This is a genomic window from Pseudoclavibacter sp. VKM Ac-2888, from assembly GCF_015351285.1.
GTDB lineage: Bacteria > Actinomycetota > Actinomycetes > Actinomycetales > Microbacteriaceae > Pseudoclavibacter.
Map to the genome: position 1 here is coordinate 1,974,121 of NZ_JADKSM010000001.1, position 21,547 is coordinate 1,995,667.

General features: G+C 70.3%; 19 protein-coding genes and 1 pseudogene. 8 read left to right on the forward strand and 12 right to left on the reverse strand.

Annotated features, from left to right (window positions below; all coding sequences use genetic code 11):
• Positions 1–70: 70 nt before the first annotated feature.
• From ITJ61_RS09325 to ITJ61_RS09350, 6 genes are read right to left on the reverse strand one after another with little or no spacing between them, the layout of a single operon-like run.
• Positions 71–919, reverse strand: coding sequence for a fumarylacetoacetate hydrolase family protein (locus ITJ61_RS09325; protein ID WP_194686024.1), 849 nt, complete (start codon positions 917–919; stop codon positions 71–73).
• Complete coding sequence (locus ITJ61_RS09330; protein ID WP_323744327.1) at positions 916–2,007, reverse strand: aldo/keto reductase; 1,092 nt, start codon at positions 2,005–2,007, stop codon at positions 916–918. Before ITJ61_RS09330 ends, ITJ61_RS09325 begins: the two co-directional genes overlap by 4 nt.
• On the reverse strand, positions 2,004–2,939 hold the full coding sequence (locus ITJ61_RS09335; protein ID WP_194686025.1) for an amidohydrolase family protein: 936 nt from the start codon (positions 2,937–2,939) through the stop codon (positions 2,004–2,006). Before ITJ61_RS09335 ends, ITJ61_RS09330 begins: the two co-directional genes overlap by 4 nt.
• A complete protein-coding gene (locus tag ITJ61_RS09340; RefSeq protein WP_258063562.1) occupies positions 2,936–3,883 on the reverse strand; it encodes a carbohydrate ABC transporter permease in 948 nt (315 codons plus the stop codon). The genes ITJ61_RS09335 and ITJ61_RS09340 overlap by 4 nt, the downstream gene beginning before the upstream one ends.
• Positions 3,876–4,847 (reverse strand): carbohydrate ABC transporter permease, encoded by a 972-nt coding sequence (locus ITJ61_RS09345; protein WP_228496640.1) that lies wholly within the window; start codon positions 4,845–4,847, stop codon positions 3,876–3,878. Before ITJ61_RS09345 ends, ITJ61_RS09340 begins: the two co-directional genes overlap by 8 nt.
• Complete coding sequence (locus ITJ61_RS09350; RefSeq protein ID WP_104244893.1) at positions 4,844–6,208, reverse strand: ABC transporter substrate-binding protein; 1,365 nt, start codon at positions 6,206–6,208, stop codon at positions 4,844–4,846. The genes ITJ61_RS09345 and ITJ61_RS09350 overlap by 4 nt, the downstream gene beginning before the upstream one ends.
• A 161-nt stretch (positions 6,209–6,369) precedes the next feature.
• On the opposite strand from ITJ61_RS09350, the gene ITJ61_RS09355 reads away from it, so the two are divergent.
• Entirely contained in the window at positions 6,370–7,446 is a 1,077-nt protein-coding gene (locus tag ITJ61_RS09355; RefSeq protein ID WP_194686026.1) for a zinc-dependent alcohol dehydrogenase, read from the forward strand.
• Between the two features lie 22 nt (positions 7,447–7,468).
• Here the strand turns inward: ITJ61_RS09355 and ITJ61_RS19825 are convergent.
• Positions 7,469–8,284 (reverse strand): annotated as a pseudogene (locus ITJ61_RS19825) (EamA family transporter); the annotation flags it as partial.
• A gap of 39 nt (positions 8,285–8,323) precedes the next feature.
• Here ITJ61_RS19825 and ITJ61_RS09360 point away from each other — a divergent pair.
• The 5 genes from ITJ61_RS09360 to ITJ61_RS09380 all read left to right on the forward strand — a co-directional run bounded on the left by ITJ61_RS09360 (position 8,324) and on the right by ITJ61_RS09380 (position 13,894).
• Positions 8,324–8,854, forward strand: a complete 531-nt coding sequence (locus ITJ61_RS09360; RefSeq protein WP_194686027.1) for a MarR family winged helix-turn-helix transcriptional regulator — start codon at positions 8,324–8,326, stop codon at positions 8,852–8,854.
• 56 nt (positions 8,855–8,910) lie between these two features.
• Entirely contained in the window at positions 8,911–10,311 is a 1,401-nt protein-coding gene (locus ITJ61_RS09365; protein ID WP_194686028.1) for a M20/M25/M40 family metallo-hydrolase, read from the forward strand.
• Between the two features lie 39 nt (positions 10,312–10,350).
• A complete protein-coding gene (locus tag ITJ61_RS09370; RefSeq protein WP_194686029.1) occupies positions 10,351–11,814 on the forward strand; it encodes an MFS transporter in 1,464 nt (487 codons plus the stop codon).
• A gap of 302 nt (positions 11,815–12,116) precedes the next feature.
• Positions 12,117–12,482, forward strand: coding sequence for a PadR family transcriptional regulator (locus tag ITJ61_RS09375; RefSeq protein WP_104298163.1), 366 nt, complete (start codon positions 12,117–12,119; stop codon positions 12,480–12,482).
• Positions 12,479–13,894 carry a hypothetical protein gene (locus tag ITJ61_RS09380; protein ID WP_194686030.1) on the forward strand — a complete coding sequence of 472 codons (1,416 nt, stop codon included), beginning with the start codon at positions 12,479–12,481 and terminating at the stop codon, positions 13,892–13,894. Before ITJ61_RS09375 ends, ITJ61_RS09380 begins: the two co-directional genes overlap by 4 nt.
• A 597-nt stretch (positions 13,895–14,491) precedes the next feature.
• On the opposite strand, the gene ITJ61_RS20290 is transcribed toward ITJ61_RS09380, so the two are convergent.
• The 5 genes from ITJ61_RS20290 to efeU all read right to left on the reverse strand — a co-directional run bounded on the left by ITJ61_RS20290 (position 14,492) and on the right by efeU (position 20,541).
• On the reverse strand, positions 14,492–16,003 hold the full coding sequence (locus tag ITJ61_RS20290) for a HAMP domain-containing sensor histidine kinase (RefSeq protein ID WP_323744329.1): 1,512 nt from the start codon (positions 16,001–16,003) through the stop codon (positions 14,492–14,494).
• A gap of 56 nt (positions 16,004–16,059) precedes the next feature.
• On the reverse strand, positions 16,060–16,809 hold the full coding sequence (locus tag ITJ61_RS09390; protein WP_104240221.1) for a response regulator transcription factor: 750 nt from the start codon (positions 16,807–16,809) through the stop codon (positions 16,060–16,062).
• A 115-nt stretch (positions 16,810–16,924) separates the two neighbouring features.
• Complete coding sequence (gene efeB, locus ITJ61_RS09395; RefSeq protein WP_323744330.1) at positions 16,925–18,241, reverse strand: iron uptake transporter deferrochelatase/peroxidase subunit; 1,317 nt, start codon at positions 18,239–18,241, stop codon at positions 16,925–16,927.
• 124 nt (positions 18,242–18,365) lie between these two features.
• The gene (efeO, locus tag ITJ61_RS09400) at positions 18,366–19,583 is read right to left on the reverse strand and encodes an iron uptake system protein EfeO (protein WP_104240219.1); all 1,218 of its coding nucleotides are present in this window, start codon (positions 19,581–19,583) and stop codon (positions 18,366–18,368) included.
• 49 nt (positions 19,584–19,632) lie between these two features.
• Complete coding sequence (gene efeU / locus ITJ61_RS09405; protein ID WP_194686033.1) at positions 19,633–20,541, reverse strand: iron uptake transporter permease EfeU; 909 nt, start codon at positions 20,539–20,541, stop codon at positions 19,633–19,635.
• A gap of 266 nt (positions 20,542–20,807) precedes the next feature.
• Here efeU and ITJ61_RS09410 point away from each other — a divergent pair, with 266 nt between their 5' ends.
• A complete protein-coding gene (locus ITJ61_RS09410; RefSeq protein ID WP_104240217.1) occupies positions 20,808–21,110 on the forward strand; it encodes a rhodanese-like domain-containing protein in 303 nt (100 codons plus the stop codon).
• Between the two features lie 156 nt (positions 21,111–21,266).
• Positions 21,267–21,494, forward strand: coding sequence for a hypothetical protein (locus ITJ61_RS09415; RefSeq protein WP_104342558.1), 228 nt, complete (start codon positions 21,267–21,269; stop codon positions 21,492–21,494).
• Positions 21,495–21,547: the final 53 nt, after the last annotated feature.

Genomic DNA, 21,547 nt, shown 5'->3' on the forward strand with positions numbered 1-21,547 from the left:
ATCCGCAGACGGCTGGTGGCGACAGCGCCGGGGACCGCGGACGCCGACGCGGACGCCGACGCGGACGCGATCACGAGGCGTCCTCGAAGCGCTGGCGGGCGGTGCCGAGGCCGTCGATGGACAGCTCGACGACGTCGCCGTCGCGCAGGTAGGGGTTGCCCTCGATGCCGAGGGCGACACCGGCGGGAGTGCCCGTGTTGATGAGGTCGCCCGGCTGCAGCACCATGAACTGGCTGAGGTACCAGACGACGTGGTTGACGTCGAAGACCTGGTCGGCGGTCGTGCCGTTCTGCCGCGGGACGCCGTTGACGCTGAGGCGGAGGCCGAGGGCCTGCACATCGGCGATCTCGTCCGGCGTCGCGACCCACGGGCCGAGGGGGTTGAAGGTCTCGCAGCTCTTTCCCTTGTCCCACTGGCCGCCGCGTTCGAGCTGGAACTCGCGCTCGCTGACGTCGTGGGAGAGCACGTAGCCGCCGATGACGGCGGCGGCGGCGTCCGGCGAGGCGAGGTAGCGGGCCTCTCGGGCGATGACGATGCCGAGCTCCACTTCCCAGTCGGTCTTGACGGAGGTGCGGGGGATGCGCACGGCGTCGAAGGGGCCGACGATCGTCGACGGGTCCTTCATGAAGATGACGGGTTCCTCTGGGATGGCGGCGCCGGTCTCTGCGGCGTGGTCGCGGTAGTTGAGGCCGATGCAGACGATCTTCCCGGGGCGCGCGATGGGGGCCGCGAGATCGAGGCCCTCGAGCTCACGGCCGGCGGTGCCGAGGGCGGCCGCTTCGAGTTCGCCGAGCTCGTCGTCGGAGCGGGCGAGGAGCGCGCCGTCGACCCAATCGACGCCGGCGAGGTCGTAGACGTGGTCGTCGTCGACGATGCCTGGCACGACTCGGTTGCCGTCACGGCGCTGAACGAATCTCACTTGGGGTCCTCCTGGTGGTCGGTGGTGAGGCTTCTCGGGTCGATGAGCCTGTGGTCGGCGAGGTCGCGCCAGAGTTCGTCCGGCACGGCGACGGATGCGCGCCTGAGGTTGTCGTGCACCTGGGCCGCGTTCCGCATGCCAAGGGCGATGCCGGCGACGGCGGGGTGCTGCAGAGGGAACGCGAGTGCCGCATCCGGGAGCGTGACGCCGTGCCGCTCGCAGAGCTCGGCGATGCGGTGCACCCGCTCGAGCACCTCCGGCGGGGCCGGCAGGTAGTTGTAGACGGCGTCCGATCCTGGGCGTGGGGTCGAGAGGAGGCCCGAGTTGTAGACGCCGACCGCGATGACGGAGGCGCCGGAGCGCCTGGCGGGTTCGAGGACGGCGTCGAGGCCCGGCTGCTCGAGGAGCGTGTAGCGGCCGGCGAGCATGGCGACGTCGATGAGGCGCTCGTCGAAGAGCTCGCCGAGCTGGTGGGTCTCGTTGGTGCCGACGCCGATGGCGCCGACGACACCTTCGTCGCGCAGCTCACGGATCGTCACGAGGGCTTCGCGGGCGGCGCCCTCGCCGAACGCGTCGGGGTCGTGCACGAAGACGATATCGACGCGGTCGGTGCCGAGCCGTTCGAGGCTGCCCTCGAGGCTGCGGAGCACGCCGTCTCGGCTGAAGTCCCAGGCCCGTGTGAGGTCGTCGGGCACGACGAATCCGTCGTCGACGCCCGTCGGATTCGGGTTGGGCACCAGCAGGCGGCCGACCTTCGTCGAGATGACGAGCTCGTCGCGCGGGTAGGCCGCGAGGGCCGCGCCGAGGCGCCGCTCCGAGAGCCCGAGCCCGTAGTGCGGTGCCGTGTCGAAGAAGCGGATGCCTTCCTCCCACGCCGCGGCGACGGCACCCGCCGCTTCCTCGTCACCCGTCTCGCGGTAGAGGTTGCCGAGGGAGGCGGCGCCGAAGCCGATGCGGCTCACGCGCACGTCGGTCTCGCCGAGGCGTCGCCGTTCGAGGCCTCCGCTGTTTGCTCGCGAGTCGGCGGGGGCGGATGCGGACTCCAGAGGTCCGACCCCGATCCCGGCAGGGCCGTCGGCGGCGCTCACGACGCCACCCCGCTCATTCCGTAGACACGCTCGGCGGTGCCGGCGTCGATCTGCCGCTGCTCGTCGGCGCTGAGGGCGGACGTGGCGGATCGATACGCGTCGATCCAGCCCCGGTAGCCACCACGCGTGAGGCGCACGAGCGGCCAGTCGGAGCCGAACATGAGGCGGGACGGTCCGAACAGCTCGAGCGCGGGGTCGATCGCGCGCTCGAGCGCCTCCTGCGACCAGTCGCCCCAGTCGTCCTCGATCGTGAGGCCGGAGACCTTGGCGGCGACGTTCGGCAGCGCCGCGAGCTGCCGCAGGCCCGCGTTCCAGGCGTCGAGCTCCCCCGTCGACAGGGGCGGCTTGCCGAGGTGGTCGAGCACGAAGCTCGTGCCAGGCACTCGGGCGGCGAGCCGGGCCGCCTGCTCGAGCTGCCACGGCCGGATCACGAGGTCGAACGCGAGCGACCGCGCGCCCAGCTCGGCGAGACCGTCGGCGACGTCGTCGCGCGAGAGCCAGCGCTCGTCCTCGTCGATGTGCACGGGGTGGCGGATGCCGACCAGCTTCGACGAGCCCGCGTGCCCGCTGAGCACGTCCAGCTGGATGCGCACGCCCGCAGCTCCGGCCCGCAGGTCGACCCAGCCCACGACTCCGGCGAGCTCCGGGGTGCGCTGAGCCTCGTCGAAGAGGTAGTCGTTCTCGATGAGGGTGCGGTCGGACTGCACGACCACGGCGCGCGAGATGCCCGCCTCGCGCAGCTGCTCCGACAGGTGGTCGCCCGAGAAGTCCCGGTCGATGGCCGACATCGAGTCAGGGTCGATCCAGGTCTGCGGCACAAGCGAGCGGTCCCAGAGGTGCACGTGCGTGTCGACGGGGATGCGCGCCGCGAGCTCGCGGCGTCCGCCGCCGCCGGGACCCGCATCCACTGCGGAGAGCGTCTCGCCGTTCATCCCTTCGTGCCGCCCGCGGTCATCCCGGAGACGAGGAAGCGCTGCGAGAACAGGAAGATGATGACGATCGGCGCAACCGAGAGCAGCGTCGCGAGGGCCAGCGTCGGCAGCTCGATGACGATGCTCGTGGCCGTCGTGGGGTTGAACTGGGGCACGTTCGAGAGCAGGTTGGCGAGGCCGACCTGCACCGGCACGTTCTTGCCGCCGACCATGAGGAACGGCAGGAAGTAGTTGTTCCAGTTGCCCGTGAAGCTGAAGAACCCGACCAGGGCGATGACGGGCGCCGCGAGCGGCATCGCGACCTGCGCGAAGACCCGCAGCTCGCTCGCACCGTCGATGCGCGCCGCATCCAGCAGGTCACGCGAGACGGCCGTCGAGAAGTAGATGTAGGTCAGGTACACGCCGAAGGGGAAGAACGAGAAGGGCAGGATCACGGCGAGCGGCGACCCGATGAGCTTCACCGCGCTCAGCTCGAGGAAGATCGGCAGCACCAGTGCCGTGTTGGGGATGAGCATGACGATGAGCGTCACGAGCAGCAGCGCCTTGCGGCCAGGGAAGTTGCCGAGCGCGAGCGCGTAGCCGGCGGGAACGCTCACGATGAGCGTGATCACGAGCGCGCCGAACGAGTACAGGGCCGAGTTGCCGATCCACGTGAGGAAGATGCCGTTCTGGAAGCTGAAGAGCTGCTCCCAGTTCGCGGCCAGCTGCTCGAACGAGCCGAACGACATGGGGTTCTCGAGCAGCAGCGAACGCGCATCCTTGGTGCCCGCGAGCAGCAGCCACACGATGGGCAGCAGGAAGAACACGACGAACGAGGCGATGACGGCGCCGAGCACGATGCGCATGATCCACTCGCCCGGCGTCAGCTTGCGGGCGAGCGCCTTGGTGACGGGATGCGCCGTGTCCTGGTGCTCGACGTTCCTGGTGTGCACGGTGTCAGTCACGTTCGAACAGCTTTCCCTTGAGGATGAAGACCGTCGAGAGCGCGAGGGCGACGACGAGCAGCGTGATGGAGATGGCGGCCGAGCCGGAGAAGTCGCCCTGCTTGAACGCGTAGAGGTACGCGAGCTGGTTGAGCGAGTAGTCCTCTGGCACGACGCCGCGGCTGGCCTGCGAGAGCACTCTCGGCTCGACGAAGAGCTGCGTTCCCGCGGCGAGCGACATGATGCCCATGTAGGAGATCCACTTGGTCATCATGGGCAGCTGGATGTAGAGGGCGACCTGGAGCGGGTTGGCTCCGTCGACCCTGGCTGCTTCGATGACCTCGTTGCTGATGTTGTTGAGGGCGCCGTACATGATGACGATCCAGCTGCCAGCGCCGGTCCAGAACGCGATGACCGTGAAGACGATGGGCAGGTTGTCGATGGAGACGGTGCGGATGAGCGAGTCGTAGCCCATCGCGCGCAGCAGGCCGGCGACGGGGCTGACGGTGGGGTCGAGCAGGAACAGCCAGAGCATGACGCTCGACGCCCCTGCGATGGCTCCCGGAATGTAGTAGAGGAAGCGGATGCTCACGCTCAGCCACTTGGCGCGGATCGAGTGCACGATGATCGCCAGGAACGTCACGAGGATGATGAGGCTGATGAGCCAGAACACGATGTAGAGCGTGACGTGGCCGACGGCGGGCAGGAATCGGTAGTCGCCGAAGACCCGCACGAAGTTGTCGATTCCGACGAAGACGCCGTCCTTGGTGATGGACAGGAAGACCGCGTAGAGGGTCGGGATGATCCCGAAGGCGAGGAGGAGCAGGACGTAGCCGCTGATGAAGACGTAGCCGAAGCGGGTCTCGTTCGCGAGTGGGTTGGCGGCGCGCTTGCGCTTCGCCGTGCGTGGTTTCTTCGGCCCCGCCGGGTCGGCGTCGCTCAGGAGAGCGGCGCCGACCGCGGGTGCAGCCTGGGTGGAGGTCATTCGGCGGCCGTGTACCCGTTCACCTGTGCTTCGTTGAGCACTTCGGTCTGCCAGTCCGGGAGGACCGACTCGATGGTCTTGCCGTCTGCGATCGCCGGCATGACGGTGGTCGCCCAGGCGGTCTCCGGGCTGAAGCGTGCGGATGCCCAGCCGCTCCAGATGCTGCCGCCGGCGTCGATCATCTGCTGCTCGAATCCGTCGATGAAGTAGTTGGTCTCGGCGAGCTTGCCGAGCCATCCTTCGGCGGCGGAGGAGTAGGCGGGGTAGCCGCTCGAGAGCTCGACCTGGAACTCGGGGGCGCTCACCGCGAACTCGAGGAACGTCTTGACCGATTCGAGGTTCTGCGTGTGGCTCGAGGCGTACCAGATGCCGCCGCCGACGTTGCCGGTGGCGATCTCCTCGCCCTCCCAGGCGAGGGGAGCTGCCACGCCCAGCTGACCTTCCGGGACCTGAAGGGCGCTCTGGAAGACGGCGCCCGTGTACCAGACCGGCCCGGGCATGACGACGACCTTGTCGGCGTACTTGGACGTGAACTCGGCGCTGAAGACGCTGTCCTGAACGATCGTGCCGTTGGCGATCATCTTGTCGAGGATCTTGCTGATCTCGACGGAGTTCGAGGCCTCCATGTCGGCGACGAAGGTGTCGCCTTCGGTCTGGAAGACGGGTGACTGCGTGCCCTGGTAGTAGACGTAGGGCATGAAGGCGTCGCCGACGCTGCCGAGGATGTAGCCGGGGTGCTCTGCCGCGAGCTTGTCGCCGAGCTCTCCGTACTCCTCCCACGTGGTGGGCACCTCGTAGCCGAACTGGTCGAGGAGCGGCTGGTTGTAGTAGGTGACGACCTGCGCGAGGTCGTTGCGGAGCCCGTAGACGGTGTCATCGATCGTGGAGGGGTCGAGGGCGCCTGCGGAGAAGCCGTCGAGGAACTCCTGGTCGAAGAAGCCCTGGTTGAGGGGAGCCGCGAAGCCCTGCCCGCCACCCGGCGCGGGCTGCGAGGCCCACGAGGCGTCGTTCTGCTGGGTGGAGAACACCACGTCGGGCCAGCCCTCGCCGGCCTGGTCCATGAGGGCGATGCGGGTCTGGAAGGTGCCGCTGCCGCCGGCGTTGCCGTCGTAGACCTCGTACTCGATCGGGACGTCGGGATTGGCTTCCTTGAAGGCGGCGATGGCCGGCTCGCGGGCCGCGTCGACCCAGACCATGATGGGGCTGTCGGCGACCTGCTCTGCAGTCGCGAAGCCGTATTCGCTGTTGACTTCGCCGCCGGCTCCCCCGGAGCATCCGGCGAGCAGGAGAGCTGAGGCAGCAGCTGCCGCGATGGTGGCGATGCGCCTGCTGCGGCGCTTCTGGGACGAATCTTGCAACATTGTGCGTCCTTTTCTGGTCGACGTCGTTGACGACTGCTGCCCGCAGGTCGGGGCTGATGCGATTACATCATACGTCTGACGTTAGAGCAAGGAATTCTGGTAGCGCTGCCAACAATTGGTACTATGTATCACCTATTGAAGATTCGACCGGGAGAGCAACGATGCTGTCAGCACATTACGTCGGCCAGAAGACCATCGAGATCCGCACGAGCACGAGCGTGCCACCCGGCGAGGGAGAAGTGCAGATCGCCGTGGCCTACGTCGGGATCTGCGGCACCGACCTCCACATTCTGCACGGCGCGATGGATCAGCGCATCACCCACAGCGGCATCATCGGCCACGAGATGAGCGGCACGATCGCCGCCGTCGGCCCCGGCGTCGACGGCTGGGCCGACGGCGATGCCGTGACCGTCATGCCGCTCGCCTGGGACGGCACGTGCCCCGCCTGCCTCGCGGGCCATAGCCACATCTGCCAGAACCTCGACTTCATCGGCATCGACTCGACGGGCGCGCTGCAGGAGTACTGGAACGTGCCGGCATCCACCCTCGTCAGACTGCCCGAGGGTATGTCGCTCGCGCACGCTGCGCTCGTCGAGCCCGTCGCAGTCGCCGCCCATGACGTCCGGCGCTCTGGGCTCACGGCGGGCGACAATGCCCTCATCATCGGCGGGGGCCCCATCGGGGTGCTCATCGCCACCGTCGCACGCGAGGCGGGAGCGGAGGTCCGGCTCTTCGAACTCGACCCCCAGCGTCGGGCTGCCGCGGAGGCGCTCGGCATCGAGGTCGCGGACCCCACCTCCCCCGACGCCGCCGACGCCATCGAGACCTGGACCGGCGGGGCCGGCGCCGACGTGGTGTTCGAGGTCTCCGGATCCGCGGCGGCAGTGCTGACCGCGACGAGCTTCGTGAAGGTGCGGGGCACGCTCGTGATAGTCGCCATCCACCCGCAGCCGCGCCCCATCGACCTGCACCGCGTGTTCTGGCGCGAGCTCACCATCGTCGGGGCGCGAGTCTACGAGCGCGAGGACTTCGAGCGGGCCGCGTCGCTGCTCGCACGCGGCGTCATCCCCGCCGACGCGCTCATCACCGAGACGGTGCCCCTGGGCGAGACGGCGAACGCCTTCGCGACGCTCGAGAGCGGCCGGGCCATGAAGGTGCTCGTCGACGTTCGCGCCCCGTCCCTCTCGCGCTCCGGCGGCCCCACCTGCGCCGAACGCCCCGGACCAGCGGCAGGATGATCGGCTGGCCGAGCAGGATCCCGAGGAGCACGAGCCCCATCCCGATGGCCTGCTGACCCTCAAGCACCTCGCCCGCCAGGAGCGTTCCGAGCACGACCCCCGTCACGGGATTGAGGAGGCCGATGAGCCCCGTCGTGCCCGCCGGCAGGTTCTTGAGCCCGCCGAACCAGGCGAGGTAGGCGAGTGCCGTCGAGAAGAGTCCGACGTACGCGAGCGCGGCGATCGCGGGTCCGTCATAGCTGGGCAGGGGCCCTTCGACAAGCAGCGCGACGGGCAGCAGCACGAGGCCACCACCCATCAGCTGCCAGGCGGTCAGGGGCAGGAGGCTGACGTCGCTCCCCCACCGCTTGACGAGCACGAAGCCGAATGAGGCGAGCGCCATTGCCGCGACGGAGGCGAGCACACCCCGCCAGTCGATGGCGGTCGACCCGGCCGCGAGCATGAGCACGACCCCGAGGAGCCCCACCGCGGCGCCGGCGACGGGGAGCGCTCGCAGCCGTTCACCGAGCATCGAAGCGGCGAACAGCATCATCACGATGGGCGAGACCGCCATGATCATCGAGGCGATGCTCGACGGCAGCAGCTGGGAGGCGACGTACACGAGCGCGAAGAACGCGCTCATGTTGATCGTGCCGAGCACCAGCGCGCGCCACCACCATGCCCCTTCGGGCAGCTTCCTGCCGACGAGCAGGAGCACCAGCCCCGCTGGGAGCGCACGGAGCACGGCGCCCCAGAGAGGTGAGTCGGCGGGCAGGAACGCCCCGATCACGGTGTAGTTGCTCCCCCAGGCGATCGGTGCGATCGCGGTGATGAGCATCCAGCGCCATTTAGCTTCCATGGAAGACACTCTAGCTTCCACGGAAGGTATGCTGGCAACATGCGAGCACCCGACGACCGCGTCACCCAGATCCTGGCCGAGTGGGAGCGCGAGCGCCCCGACCTCGACGCCTCCCCCATGGGCGTCATCGGCCGCATCCACCGCATCGGCATCCACCTCACGGAAGAGCTCACACGCGTCTACCGCGAGTACGGACTCGGCGAAGGCGACTTCGACGTGCTCGCGACCCTGCGACGAGCCGGCGCCCCCTTCGAGCGCACCCCGAGCGAGCTCGCCGCGTCGACCATGGTCACGACGGGCGCCATGACGAAGCGCGTCGACCGGCTCGAAGGGGCGGGCCTCGTCACGAGAAGGGTGAGCGATGCGGATGGCCGGGGCCGGGTCGTGCAGCTCACCGAGCGCGGGCTCGAGCTCATCGACGCGGCCTACACACGACACCTCGAGAACGAGGAGCGGCTCCTCGGGGACGTGAGCGCAGACGACCGGGCGGCCCTCGCCCGCATCCTCGGCACCTGGCTCGCCGAGGTCGAGAACCGCGACACCGCCGGAGCGCGCCGCCCTGGCAGCTGACACCCCCTCCACCGCCGCCACGCAGCGACGGCCCAGGCGCGACCTACACTGACGACATGCTCGATCCGCACCGCCCGGACCGCCACCCCCTCGACGACGAGGGCGTCGACGGCATCGCCGCGCGCCTCTCCCGGATGGTCCGCGTGCGCACCGTCGAAGACGCCGACGCCGACGCAACCGACGCCCTCGCCCCGTTCGCGGAGTTCCTCGCGCTCCTGCAGGAGCTGTACCCGCTCGCGAACGCCCAACTCGAGCGCGAGCTCGTGACCGAACGGGGCGTGCTCTACCGCTGGCCGGGCAGCCCGAGCCTCGGCGACGGCAGCAGCAGCGACGCGATGGCATCCGGCCCGCTTGTCCTCATGGCGCACTTCGACGTCGTCCCCGCCTTCGAAGCCGAGGGCTGGACGCATCCGCCGTTCGACGGCGTCATCGCCGACGGCTCCGTCTGGGGCCGCGGAACGCTCGACGACAAGGGGCCGCTCTGCGTCATCATGGAGGCCGTCGAGGCGCTGCTCGCAGAGGGCCACACGCCCCCGCGCGACGTGTACCTCTGGTTCGGCGGCGACGAGGAGACGCACTCCGGCGCCGCCACCGCGGCCGCCGCGCTCTTCCGCGAGCGCCGCCTGACACCGTGGCTCGTGCTCGACGAGGGCGGTGCCGTGGTGGATGCTCCCCTGCCGTTCATCGACGTGCCAGCCGCCATGATCGGGGTCGGCGAGAAGGGCTCGGTCAACGTCATCCTCGAGGCGAGCGGCGACGCGGGGCACGCCTCAGCACCCTCCGGGCTGACACCGACGGCGCGCCTCGCGAGGGCGGTGTCTCGCGTCGAGCGACGCCCGTTCCCCGCCCGCCTGAACCCGGTGGCCCGTGAGATGTTCGCGACGTTCACGCCGCACGCGCACGGCTCCGGCAAGGTCATCCTCGAGACCCTCACCAGGGCACCCCAGCTCGCAGCGCACGCACTCGCCCGCCTCGGCGGTGACGCCGCCGCGCTCGTCCGGACGACCCTCGCGACGACACGCCTCAGCGGCGGCACCGCCGACAACGTGCTCCCCGCGAGCGCCAGCGCCACCCTCAACTGCCGCATCGCGCCCGGCGAGAGCGTCGCCAGCACCGTACGGCACGTGCGACGCGCCATCCGGGACCGCGAGGTGCGCATCCGCACCACCGACCCGAACGAGCCCACCACGATCGCGCCGACCGACAACCCGCAGTTCCGCCTCTTGCAGGGCGCAGCGCGAGCCGCGTACCCGGAGGCCATCGCGGCCCCGTACATCACGCTCGCCGCGACCGACGCGAAGCACTTCCAGCGCTTCGCGCCCGCCACCTACCGTTTCGCGCCGCTCGCCATGGACGCCGCGCAGCGGGCCGCCATCCACGGGGTCGACGAGCGCGTCTCGATCGCGAGCCTCCACGCCGGCGTGAAGTTCCACACGACGCTGCTGCGCTCCCTCTGACATCCCGACACCGAGAGCCCCTCGAGGAAAGGCACCACCGTGCACCGTCTCCGCTCCACCGGCTTCGCCTCCATCGCCGGCATCGTCGGGTTCCTAGCCTTCGTGGAGTTCACGAGCGGGATCCTGCAGGGCTACTACACCCCGCTGCTTACCGACATCGCGCGTCACCTCGGCATCCACGACGCCGACGTCAACTGGCTCGAGGGCGCGCAGCTCATGCTATCGGCGCTCGTCGTGCCGGTGCTCGCGAAGCTCGGCGACATGATCGGCCAGCGCAAGGTGCTGCTCGCCTCGACCGCGGTGACAGCCCTCGCCTCGTTCGGCCTGGTCTTCGCGCAGGAGTTCTGGATGTTCCTCGTCGCCTGGGCGCTGCAGGGCTTCTACGTCATCTGGCTGCCCCTCGAGATCGCACTCATCTGGTCGCGGACTCGCGAGCGGCCCAACTCCGCCAGACTGACCCGAACCTCCGCCGGCGTGCTCGTCGCCGCCCTGCAGCTCGGTGCCATCGCGGGCGCGCTCAGCGCCGGAGCGCTCGCCGAGTCGCTGCCGGTGCAGGTTCTCCTGCTGATCCCGGCGATCGCCGTCGCCCTCTGCTTCTTCGTGATCCTCTTCGGCGTCAAGGAATCGCCCAGCCCGGTCGGCGGCAAGCTCGACTACCCGGGCCTCCTGCTCCTCAGCTTCGCCCTCCTCTCGTTCACGGGCGGCCTCAGCCTGCTCCGCGTCACCGGCCCCGGCGACCTCTCCTCGTGGCTCGTCGTCCTGCTCGGCCTCGCCGGGCTCGCGCTCTTCGCGCGCGTCGAGCTCGGACGCCCAGACCCCCTCATCGACGTGCGCCTGTTCCGGTCGTCGGCGCTCTGGCCCGTGTTCCTCACAGCGGGGCTCTTCGGCGTGAGCGTGCTCGGCGCGCAGGCACCCCTCTCGACGTTCGCACGCACCGACCCGAGCGTGTACGGCTACGGGCTCGGCGCATCCGCCGGCCAGACGTCGATCCTCATCGGCTCCTACGTGCTCTCGATGGTCGTGGGGGCGCTGCTCTACTCGCAGGTCACGAAGCTGCTCGCACCCCGCGTCGCACTCATCGGCGCGAGCGGTCTCGTCGCGACGGGCTACCTCCTGTTCCTGCCGTTCCACGACGGCTACCTGCAGGCGGTCACCAACATGGTCATCGCCGGCATCGGCTCGGGGGCGCTCGTCGCCGCGCTGCCATCGGCCGCCGCGGCGGCCGCACCCGCGACGCAGACGGGCGTCGCGACGGGCCTCACCAACTCGGTGAAGACGCTGGGCGGCGCGATGGCGTCGTGCGTGTTCGGCATCGCCCTGCTCGGCACGCTCGCGAATGCGCCAGCCGACGAGGGGACGGCCGGTTCGCTCGCCGGGTACTTCACGGTGTGGACGGTGTGCGGGCTCACGGCCGTCGCCGCCGCGATCGCCCTCTGCTTCGTGCCGAAGGCCGCGTTCCAGGATGCGCCGGAGCGCGCCGACCGGCCTCCCGTCGTCGCGTAGCGCCCCGGCCGCGGGCTCGCGCCGCGGATCCACGCCCACGCCGCGACCCCACCCGCCCGCGCGACCCCGCGCCCGCTCGGACCCACGCCCGCGCCGCGCACCCGCGCTCCCGCGCGGACACACCTACCCACCCCTCGAAAAGGTCACTTTCACCGCGTGTTGCGCGCCGCCACGGGGTGAAACTGACCCATCTGGCGGCGGATGGCGGAGAGCGGGCGGCCAAGCGGATGCGGGCGGCGGAGAAAGGGCGGCGGAGCGTGGGCGCGTGGCCAGATAGTCCAATGGCGGGTATATTCCTGTGCATGGCAACCATGACCGAGTCCACGTTCTGGATCCTCACCGCCCTCGCCGCCGGGCGTCAGCACGGCTACGCGATCATGCGCGACGTGGAACGCCTCAGCGGCGGCACCGCGACGCTGCGCGCGACCACCCTCTACGCGGCGCTCGAGCGCCTCGAACGCGAGCAGCGCATCCAGAAGGCAGGCGACGAGATCGTGGATGGCCGCGCCCGCCGCTCTTACGAGCTCACCCCGCAGGGACACCACGACCTGGTGGCGGAGACCGAGGCTCTTGCGGCTCGCGCGCAGGTCGCCGCGACGGCGCTGAAGCGTGGCCCCTCGCCTGCCGTTCGCCCCTCCCCGGCCCTGCGTCTCGGCCGCGCCTGGTGAGCGCATCCCTCAGCACGAGGTTCGAGCGCCTGCTTCGCTGGTATCCGCGCGCCTGGCGGGAGGAGAACGGCGAGTACCTGCTCGCGGTGCTCCTCGAGGACGCCGTCGAGCGCGGCAAGACGAAGCCGACGCTCGCGGACGCCTGGTCGATCCGCGTGCATGGCCTCGCCGCCCGGGCCACACCGGGGGCGACGCTCGGTGTCGCGGTCGCAGCGCTGATCGTGAGCCTCATCCCGATGGCCACCATCTTCGTGAGCGCGCTCATGGAACCGACCTGGCTGCGCCTCGGCATCACCGGGTTTCAGGAGTCCTTAGGCCTGCTCCTGCTCTTCCTGACCGTCATGATGTTCGGACGCCGCCACGGTGGCAAGCTCACCGCCCCGGCCGCGCTCTCGGCACTCGCGCTCTGGGTGCTGCACGCCGCGGCCGCCGCGTGCGCGCGCCTGAGCTGGTCGATCGGATGGGAGGAAGCGGATGACAACCTTCTGCCGGGAGCGACGAGCACCTGGTTCGGAGACTCCACCTCCTTCTGGCTCGCGGTTGCCGGCACGCTCGGGATCGCTGCGCTGAGCATCGTCTTCCGGGGCCTGCTACGACGGAATCGTTCCGCTTTCGAGGCGTGGATGCTTGCCGGAGTCATCTCCTCAAGCTGCCTCGTCGCCCTGTTCATCACGAGCATGATGCCGTCGATCATGCCGCTCGCAGCGGGAACCATGCTCGTCCTGAGCGCGATCGACGTGAGCAGGGAGACCGCAGGCGCCCGGACGTCGCAGCGGTCTGCTCGCCCAGACCGCCCCGTGCATGGCCGAGCCCGACAGCGCCGAGCCCGCTTCCTGATCCTGTTGGTCCTCGCGGCCCTGACGGCGCTGGCCGGAGCGTTCTGCGCGGCGCTCGCCATCGGCGGCAGCAGCTGGAGTCTGGCGTTCCGCGACTCGACGCACGCCATGAACGTCGGGTTGGCCCTCGGCTGCCTCGTCGTGGTTCCGCTCGCAGCCGTCGGAGCGTGGATGCTCTTCCGCCGGTTCGGAAGGCGCTGGCTGGTCGGCGGTGCGTTCCTCGTGGCCGCGCTGCTGCTCGAGGCAGGCTCGCAGCTCGCGGGGGCAGGCCATCCGGCGCAAGAGCCGCTCTGGGTGCTCGCGGCCCTCTGCATCGGCGCGGCACCCACCATCCCGCTCACCGCGCTGATCCCCGCGTCGAGGCCCGTCAGCGCCATCCTCGCGGTAGGCGGGTCACTTGTGCTCGCCCTGACCGTGGGGCTCGGCGTGCCAGGCCTGCCGTTCATCGCGCCACTCGCGTCCGTCGCCGTCGCGTGCTGGGCCGCGGTTCAGATCATCGTGGATGCGCGTCGCTCGCGAGCCGACGCGCGAACCCCGAGCGCCGGGGGTGGATTCCAGCTGGCAGAGTCGCCCTGAGCAGGCGCTCGCCGCAGCCGCATCATCCCCGCGCGCATCTGACCCCCGCGCGTCCTCCCCGCGCACATCCGTCCCCGGCGCACCTCCGCGCCCTGCGCGCGCATCTGCGCCCGCACTGCAGCGCGGAGTTGCCGGCAAAAAGGTCACTTTGGCCGCGTGTTGCACGCCGCGACGGGGTGAAAACGCCCCATCTGACGGCAGATGGGCGGATGGCGGGCGGGCGGCGCTCACCGGCCCTACTCCCGCCCCGCGCGGGCCCCGAGTACGCGCGCACCGCAGCCGCTCCATCCCCGCGCGCATCCACCTCCGCGCACCCCCACCCCAGCGGAGCTACCCACGAAAAGGTCACTTTGGCCGCGTGTTGCTCGCCGCGACGGGTCGAAAACGCCCCATCTGACGACGGATGGGCGGATGGCGGACGGGCTCGGCCTCGCGGGCGGGCGGGCTCGCCGTCGGGGCGGGCTCGGCCTCGCGGGCGGACGGGCTCGCCGTCGGGGCGGGCTCGGCCTCGCGGGCGGACGGGCTCGCCGTCGGGGCGGGCTCGGCGTCGGGACGGGCTCGGCTCGGCGTCGGGGCGGGCTCGACCTCGCGCGGGGCTCAGCCCCGCGAGGGCTGAGGCTCGGCGAGCGGCAGGCGCACCGTGAAGCGCGTCTCGCCAGGGCGGCTGTCGACGGAGATCGTGCCGCCGTGCGCATCCACCACGCTCTTCACGATCGAGAGGCCGAGTCCCGTGCCGCGGGTGACCGGGATGGAGCTCGCCTCGGTCTCGCCGCGCGTGCGAGACACGTCGCCGCGCACGAACCGCTCGAAGAGGTGCTCGAGCACGCCGGGGTCGATGCCTGGCCCGTCGTCGACGACGCTGAGCACGGCGTTGCTGCCCTCGACGCCGAGCGTCAGGGTGACGTTCGTTCCCGCCGGGGTGTGCGCGTTCGCGTTGGCGAGGAGGTTCGAGACGACTCGGCGCAGCTGCGCGTCGACTCCCGTCACCTCGATGGCGACGCCTGGGATGTCGAGGTTCCACCGATGCTTCGGCCACGCAGCGTGCGCGTCGCCGACCGCCTCGAGGGCGATGAGCGACAGGTCGACCGTCCCGTGCTCGACGTCGACACCCTCATCGAGGCGGGCCAGCAGCAGGAGCTCCTCGACGAGCGCGGTCATGCGGACGGACTCCGAGTCGATCCGCTCGAGCGCGCGAGCAGTGTCCTCCGGCAGGTCTGCGCGGCTGCGGCGCGTGAGCTCGGAGTAGCCGCGGATGGACGCGAGGGGGGTGCGCAGCTCGTGGCTCGCATCCGCCACGAACTGCCGCATCTTCGCTTCGCTCGCCTCCCTCGCGGTGAAGGCGCGGGAGATGTGCCCGAGCATCGTGTTGAAGGCCTGGCCCATGCGCCCGACCTCGGTGCGCGGGTCCGCGTCGCGCGGTTCGACCCGTACGTCGAGGGCGGCGTCGCCCGAGGTGAGGGGCAGCTTCGAGATGCTGGTCGCGAGATGCTCGACCCGCTCGAGCGGTGCCATGGATGCGCGGATCCAACGCGACGTGAAGATCGCGGCGAGCCCCATGCCGAGGAGTCCGATGAGGGCGATCATGAGGCTCAGCGTCGTCGTCGTCGCGTTGACGTCGCCGAGCGGGAGCGCGATGACGACGCCGTATCCGGCCGGCCCTTCGCTCGCCTGCGCCCTGACTTCGCCGATACCGAGGACGGTGACGGTGTGCGCCTGCCCATCCTGTGGGACGCTCGCAAGTTCCTCGGCGGTGGCCGGGGAGATCAGCACGACCTCGCCGAGACTGTTGAGGGCGCCCGCCGAGATGACGGTGTCCTCGTCGATGACCGCGCCGACGGTGCCCTCTGCCTGGCCGGGGAGCTTCAGCACGAACGTCGCGTTCGGGGTGATGGAGAGGGGTCCACCCGTGTCGCCGGGACCGGACGCGCCTTCGCGCCCGCGGTCGCTCGCAGAGGAAAGCTGCTGGTCGAGCCGGTCGACGAGCACGTTGTGCAGCAGCGTCACGCTCACGGCGCCGATGACGGCGGTCACGATGACGAGCGTCGCGACGAGTCCGAGGACGAGTCGACGCCGGAGGGTCAGCGGCGCACGCTCGCGCCTTGCATCCACGCCCGACGGTGGAGCATTCGGGGGCAGAGCTGCAGGGGATGCGCCTCCCGGCGCGCTCATTCCGTGGCCTTGAGCATGTAGCCGACGCCGCGAACCGTGCTGATCATGGGCTCACGGCCGGCGTCGACCTTCTTGCGCAGGTAGGAGATGTACAGCTCGACGACGGTCTCGCGCCCGCCGAAGTCGTAGCTCCACACGTGGTCGAGGATCTGCGCCTTCGAGAGGACGCGGCGGGGGTTGCGCATGAGGAAGCGCAGCAGCTCGAACTCGGTGGCCGTGAGCTCGATGAGGTCGTCGCCGCGGCGCACCTCGTAGCTCTCCTCGTCGAGGCTGAGGTCGCCGACGCGCAGCACGGGGTCGTTGGCGCCGCCCTGCGTGAGCATGGAGCGTCGGACGAGGCCGCGCACGCGCGCGATGACCTCCTCCAAGCTGAAGGGCTTCGTGACGTAGTCGTCGCCGCCGGCTGTGAGCCCCGCGAGTCGGTCGGCGAGCGCGTCCTTCGCGGTCAGGAACAGCACGGGCAGCGTCTCGTCGTCGGCGCGGATGCGGTGCAGCAGCGAGAGCCCGTCCGTGTCGGGGAGCATGATGTCGAGCACGGCAGCGTGCGGCTTGAACTCGCGGGCGACCTTCACCGCGGATGCCCCGTCCGCGGCGGTGCGCACTTCCCAGCCCTCGTAGCGCAACGCCATCCTGAGGAGGTCGGTGAGCGAGGGCTCGTCGTCGACGACGAGCACTCGGATGGCGGACCCGTCGGCCGCCTTGAGCATCGGGCCGAGTCGCGAGCTCGACTGATCGGTGGGAGGCATGCCTCTAGTCTCCTCCTTGATCTATGGAGGAGCTATGAGGCGCCTGAGCGCCGGGTATGGGGTCGGCAACGGGCGCGCAACGTTCTGGGCCGCATCCGCTCGCCCACCCATCGAGTCAGCCGAAGAGCGTCTCCCCGACGTACCCGCCCTCGCGAGCGCCAGGGGGAATCGCCCAGATGCCGCTTCCGGTGTGCTTGATGTACTCGTTGAGGAGGTCGGTGCTGAGCGACTGCTGCACGCGGATGAACTGCTCCGGGTCTCGCTGGTAGGACAGGAAGAAGAGGCCGGCGTTGAGGCGTCCGAGCTCATCGTTGCCGTCGACGAAGTTGTAGCCGCGGCGCAGGAGCCGAGCTCCCGCGTTCTTGGTGGGGTGCGCAAGCGCGACGTGGGAGTTCGCGTCGATCGCCGACTGCCCGAACGTCGTGCTGCTCTCGGCCGCGAAGTCGGGTTCGGCGAACTCCTCGCCGCCGCTGAGCGGCGCCCCGGCGCGCTTGTCGCGGCCGATGATCTGCTCCTGCTCCTCGAGCCTGACCCGGTCCCAGGACTCGATCATCATGCGGATTCGCCTCGCCACGAGGTAGGAGCCGCCGGCCAGCCAGTCGGCGCCGTCGCCTGGCGCGACCCAGACGTGCTCCGTCGTGGCGCTCGTCTCTTCCGCCTTGACGTTCGCGGTGCCGTCCTTGAAGCCGAAGAGGTTGCGAGGTGTGGCCTGGCTCGTCGAGGTCGACGAGGTGCGCCCGAAGCCCAGCTGCGACCAGCGCAGGATGACGCGGCCGAAGCCGATGCGCGTGAGGTTCCGGATCGCGTGGACCGCGACCTGGGGGTCGTCGGCGCAGGCCTGGATGCAGAGGTCGCCGCCCGAGAGCGCGCTGTCGAGCGCGTCTCCGGAGAAGCGTGGGAGCTGCGTGAGCTTCGCCGGCTGCTTGCTGGCCAGGCCGAAGCGGTCGACCCCGTCGCCGTCGACGAAGAGCGTCGGGCCGAAGCCGAAGGTGATCGTGAGCGCCGAGGGCGGCAGTCCGAGGGCCTCGCCGGTGTCGTCGGGTGGGGCGAGCGGCGACCCTCCGACGGCTCCGGAGGCGGAGACGTCGAGGCCCTGCACGAGTCGCGACGACGCGTAGCTCCAGTCCTGCAGCAGCTCCGCGAGGTCCTCCCTCGTCGTTCCCTCGCGGACGTCGAAGGTCGCGAAGTGGATGCGGTCCTGCGCCGGGGTGACGATGCCGGCCTGGTGCTCGCCGTCGAAGGGGTACTGGGTTCCGCTGCCGGCGTGGGAGGTGGCACCGGCACCGGTTGCCGCGGCGATCCCGAAGCCGCCGGCGCCACCTGCGGCGATTCCGGCCGCGCCTGCGCCGAGGAGGCCGAGGAGACCGCGGCGGGACAGGCCGCGGGCCGGTTCTTCGACGTCGTGTTCGTTCGGGGTCTCGCCTGCGCTCACGGGCAGCCCTCCTGGGTTGTTCTGATGAGAGTGGCCAGCTTGCGTGACCATCCGCGGGTGGTCACCGCGTTCGGGGTGACCACAGGCGGATGCTCACGCAAGCTGGCCGGGTGCGCTGGGAACGCTATGCCGGCAGCCCGAGCACGGTGGTCGTGAGCTGCGAGAGCGGCTCGGCGAGCGCGTCGACCTGGGTCGACAGCTCCTTCACCTGCTCGGGGGTGAGGTCGCGGTAGTTGGTGAAGCCGTCCTCGTAGCTGCCGTAGCTCGCGAGCAGATCGTTGAGCGCGGTGAACTCGGTGCTGATCGAGTCGGCGATCGCGATGCCGTCCTCGCCCTTCGACCGGGCGACGTCCTCGACGATGCCGAACGCGACCTCCGCGCCCTCGACGTTCGCCTTGAAGTCGCTGAGGTCGGTGCCGGACCACCAGTCCTCCTCACCCGAGATCTTGCCGGTCGCGACCTCGTCGAGCAGGCCGATGGCGCCGTTCGTGATGTCCTCGATGGAGATCGAGAACTCGTCGCTGTTCACGAGGTCCGCGAGCTGCTGGATGTCGGCGACGAGCTGGTCCGCGTACTGCGCGCGCTCCGCCGTGGTCGACGGCGCCCAGTCCAGGAACGCGTCGGTGTCGTCGGAGTTCTTGGCGCCGGGCTGCGGCTGCCAGAGGTCCTTCTCGATCCGGTGGAAGCCGGTCCAGTCGAGGCCTTCGGCGACGGCATCGACCTCGCGGTAGTCGATCTTCGGGTCGAGGTCTCCGAAGGCCTCGGCGGTCGGCTCGATGCGCTCGTATGGCACGCGCGCGGCTGCGAAGAGCTCGCGCGCGGCTTCGTCGTCGCCCGACTTGTAGGCGGTGGTGAACTGATCCACGAGGGGGACGAGCTCGGCGACCTGGTTGCGCAGGTAGGCGGTGTAGCTCGTGACGGCTTCGTCGTAGGCCGCCTGGTCGTCGGCGGCGACCGCGACTGCCTCGCCCGAGACAGAGAAGGCGGTCTGGCCGATGCCGGCCCCGAGCATGCCCGGCTTGCACACGGTGAAGTAGCTGCCTGGCTGCGCGACGACCGAGAGCTGGCGGCTCGTGCCTGGCGCGATGTTCTCGACCTCGCCGACGATGCGGAGTCCGTCGTCGGCGAGCAGGTAGAACTCGGTGACGCGTTCGCCGTCGTTGGTGACCTCGAAGGTGATGGGGCCGCTGGCGGCGGAGTCACCGGAGACCGTGCAGTCGGTGTCCGTGCTCGAGACGGCGAGCGAGGCGGCGGAGTCGGCCGGCGCGTTCGGCACGCAGCCGGTGAGGGAGACGAGCGTGACGGCGGAGAGCAGTCCGACCGTGAGTGGCTTGAGGTGCATGGTTGTCCTTCTGAGAGCGGGTGCTGAAAGCGGGTGCTGAGGTCGGTGCTCAGCGTGCGGCGGTCGCCGCGGGCTGAGGTGATGTGGGGGTCGATTGGCGGCGGCCGGAGCGCGTGCGGACGACGAAGAGCGCGGCTGTCGGGATCAGGTAGGCGAAGTAGGCGAGGATCTCGAGCTTCGTCATCTCGGGCGTGAAGCCGATGGTGCCCTTGAGGAGCGCCCCGAGGAGCCCGTCCGGCGGGATGACCTCTGGGATTCGGAACGCCCACGCGTTCTCCCCGAACCAGGCCTGCACGGCGGCGGATGCGCCCTCCGGCGCCGCGATGAAGGGGCCGGGCAGGACGGCGGCTTCCTGCAGGTCGTGGATGGCGTAGGCGACGATGCCGGCGGCGAAGACGATGAGGATGGCGCCGGTCCACGTGAAGAACGTCGAGAGGTTGATGCGCACGACGCCGCGGAAGAGCCCCCAGGCGAGGCCGACCGCGAGGAGCAGGCCGACGATGGCGCCGAGGAAGCCGAGCACCCAGCCGTCGCCCGAGCGGGTGGTCGACCAGACGAAGAGCGCCGTCTCGAGCCCCTCGCGTGCGACGGAGACGAAGGCGACGGCGACGATGCCCCACCCGCTGCCCCCGAGGTGCCGGTCGACCTGCCCTTCCAGCTCGTGCTTGAGGGTCTTGGAGACTCGGAGCATCCAGAAGACCATCCAGGTGACCATGGCCACGGCGACGAGCGAGAGGCTGCCGCCGATGATCTCCTGCGCCTGGAAGGAGAGCCCGTAGGCGCCGAAGGTGAGGACGGCGCCGAGGATGAGCGACGCGACGACCGCGAAGGCGACGCCGAGCCAGATGCGGCGCACGATGTCGGGACGCTGGATGCGCCTTGCGTAGGCGATGAGGATGCCCACGACAAGCGCCGCTTCGAGGCCTTCGCGGAGTCCGATGAGCAGAGAGCCGAGCATGTTGGTTCCTGGGCGTGAGGGGGTACGGGCTGGCGGGCGTGAGGGCCAGCCATAGCCCAGGCGTCCATGCGCGGTAGGCCAGGTAAGGCTTACCTTTCGTGAAGATACACCCGTCCTCGGCGAATTGCCAAGTCCCCGATACCGAGGATCGCGCACCCGCCACGATCGGGCTGGAACGGGGCGGAAGGTCCCACCGAGACGACTCAAGTACCGTGGGCAGCGGCCCGCGCCACCGTCGGGCATCAGCCAGTTCAGGAGGAGCATTCGTGCAGACCATCGACATCACCCAGCTCGCGGCGCTCGGCGAGCAGGCCACGGTCATCGACGTCCGCGAGCCGGACGAATTCTCGGCCGTGCGCATCCCCTGGGCCAGCAACGTGCCGCTCAGCGAACTCGTGGAGCGCGCAGACGAGGTGCCGGATGACGGCCCGGTCTACCTGATCTGCGCGGCTGGTGTGCGCAGCGAGCGAGCCACTGCCTACCTCGAGCAGCAGGACAAGCCGGTCGTCAACGTGCTCGGCGGCATGTCGGAGTGGGCGGGCGCCGGCCACACGGTCGAGCGCGGCTGACGCGAGCAGCGAGGAGCGCTCACCGCCGAGTACCGAACGGCGACGGGGAGTTCTCCCCGTCCTCTCGGGTGTGCCGCGCGACGATTCTCGCTAGCGTGGGGCCACCTCGACTGGGGCGCCACGGCGCCCCAGATCCACCGGCGATGGGAGTGGAGCGTGAACAGTCCACGGCGTCCTGCGCGCACCCGCGACGCCCCGAACCGGCTGGCCTCGCAGCCGAACACCGAGGCGCAGCGGCAGGCCGAGCAGCAGCACCGGGCGGCGCAGGCAGATCCCTTCGGCCACACGCTGCCGCGGCGCCAGCCAGCCGTCCAACCGCCTCCGCTCTTCATCCCGGGCTTCCGGTACTACCCGCCCGCGTCCCGCATCCGCGCCGCGGGGTAGCACCGAGTCATCGCTCGCTGCTGAGCGCATGGAGCGATCGCGCCTGTGGATGA

Coding starts and splice junctions, on each gene's coding strand:
- efeO (WP_104240219.1), bottom strand. CDS start 19,583: ATGCACCTCAAGCCACTCACGGTCGGACTGCTCTCCGCCGTCACGCTC.
- ITJ61_RS09345 (WP_228496640.1), bottom strand. CDS start 4,847: ATGACCTCCACCCAGGCTGCACCCGCGGTCGGCGCCGCTCTCCTGAGC.
- ITJ61_RS09355 (WP_194686026.1), top strand. CDS start 6,370: ATGCTGTCAGCACATTACGTCGGCCAGAAGACCATCGAGATCCGCACG.
- ITJ61_RS09350 (WP_104244893.1), bottom strand. CDS start 6,208: ATGTTGCAAGATTCGTCCCAGAAGCGCCGCAGCAGGCGCATCGCCACC.
- ITJ61_RS09390 (WP_104240221.1), bottom strand. CDS start 16,809: ATGCCTCCCACCGATCAGTCGAGCTCGCGACTCGGCCCGATGCTCAAG.
- ITJ61_RS09335 (WP_194686025.1), bottom strand. CDS start 2,939: ATGAACGGCGAGACGCTCTCCGCAGTGGATGCGGGTCCCGGCGGCGGC.
- ITJ61_RS09375 (WP_104298163.1), top strand. CDS start 12,117: ATGGCAACCATGACCGAGTCCACGTTCTGGATCCTCACCGCCCTCGCC.
- ITJ61_RS09365 (WP_194686028.1), top strand. CDS start 8,911: ATGCTCGATCCGCACCGCCCGGACCGCCACCCCCTCGACGACGAGGGC.
- efeU (WP_194686033.1), bottom strand. CDS start 20,541: ATGCTCGGCTCTCTGCTCATCGGACTCCGCGAAGGCCTCGAAGCGGCG.
- ITJ61_RS09360 (WP_194686027.1), top strand. CDS start 8,324: ATGCGAGCACCCGACGACCGCGTCACCCAGATCCTGGCCGAGTGGGAG.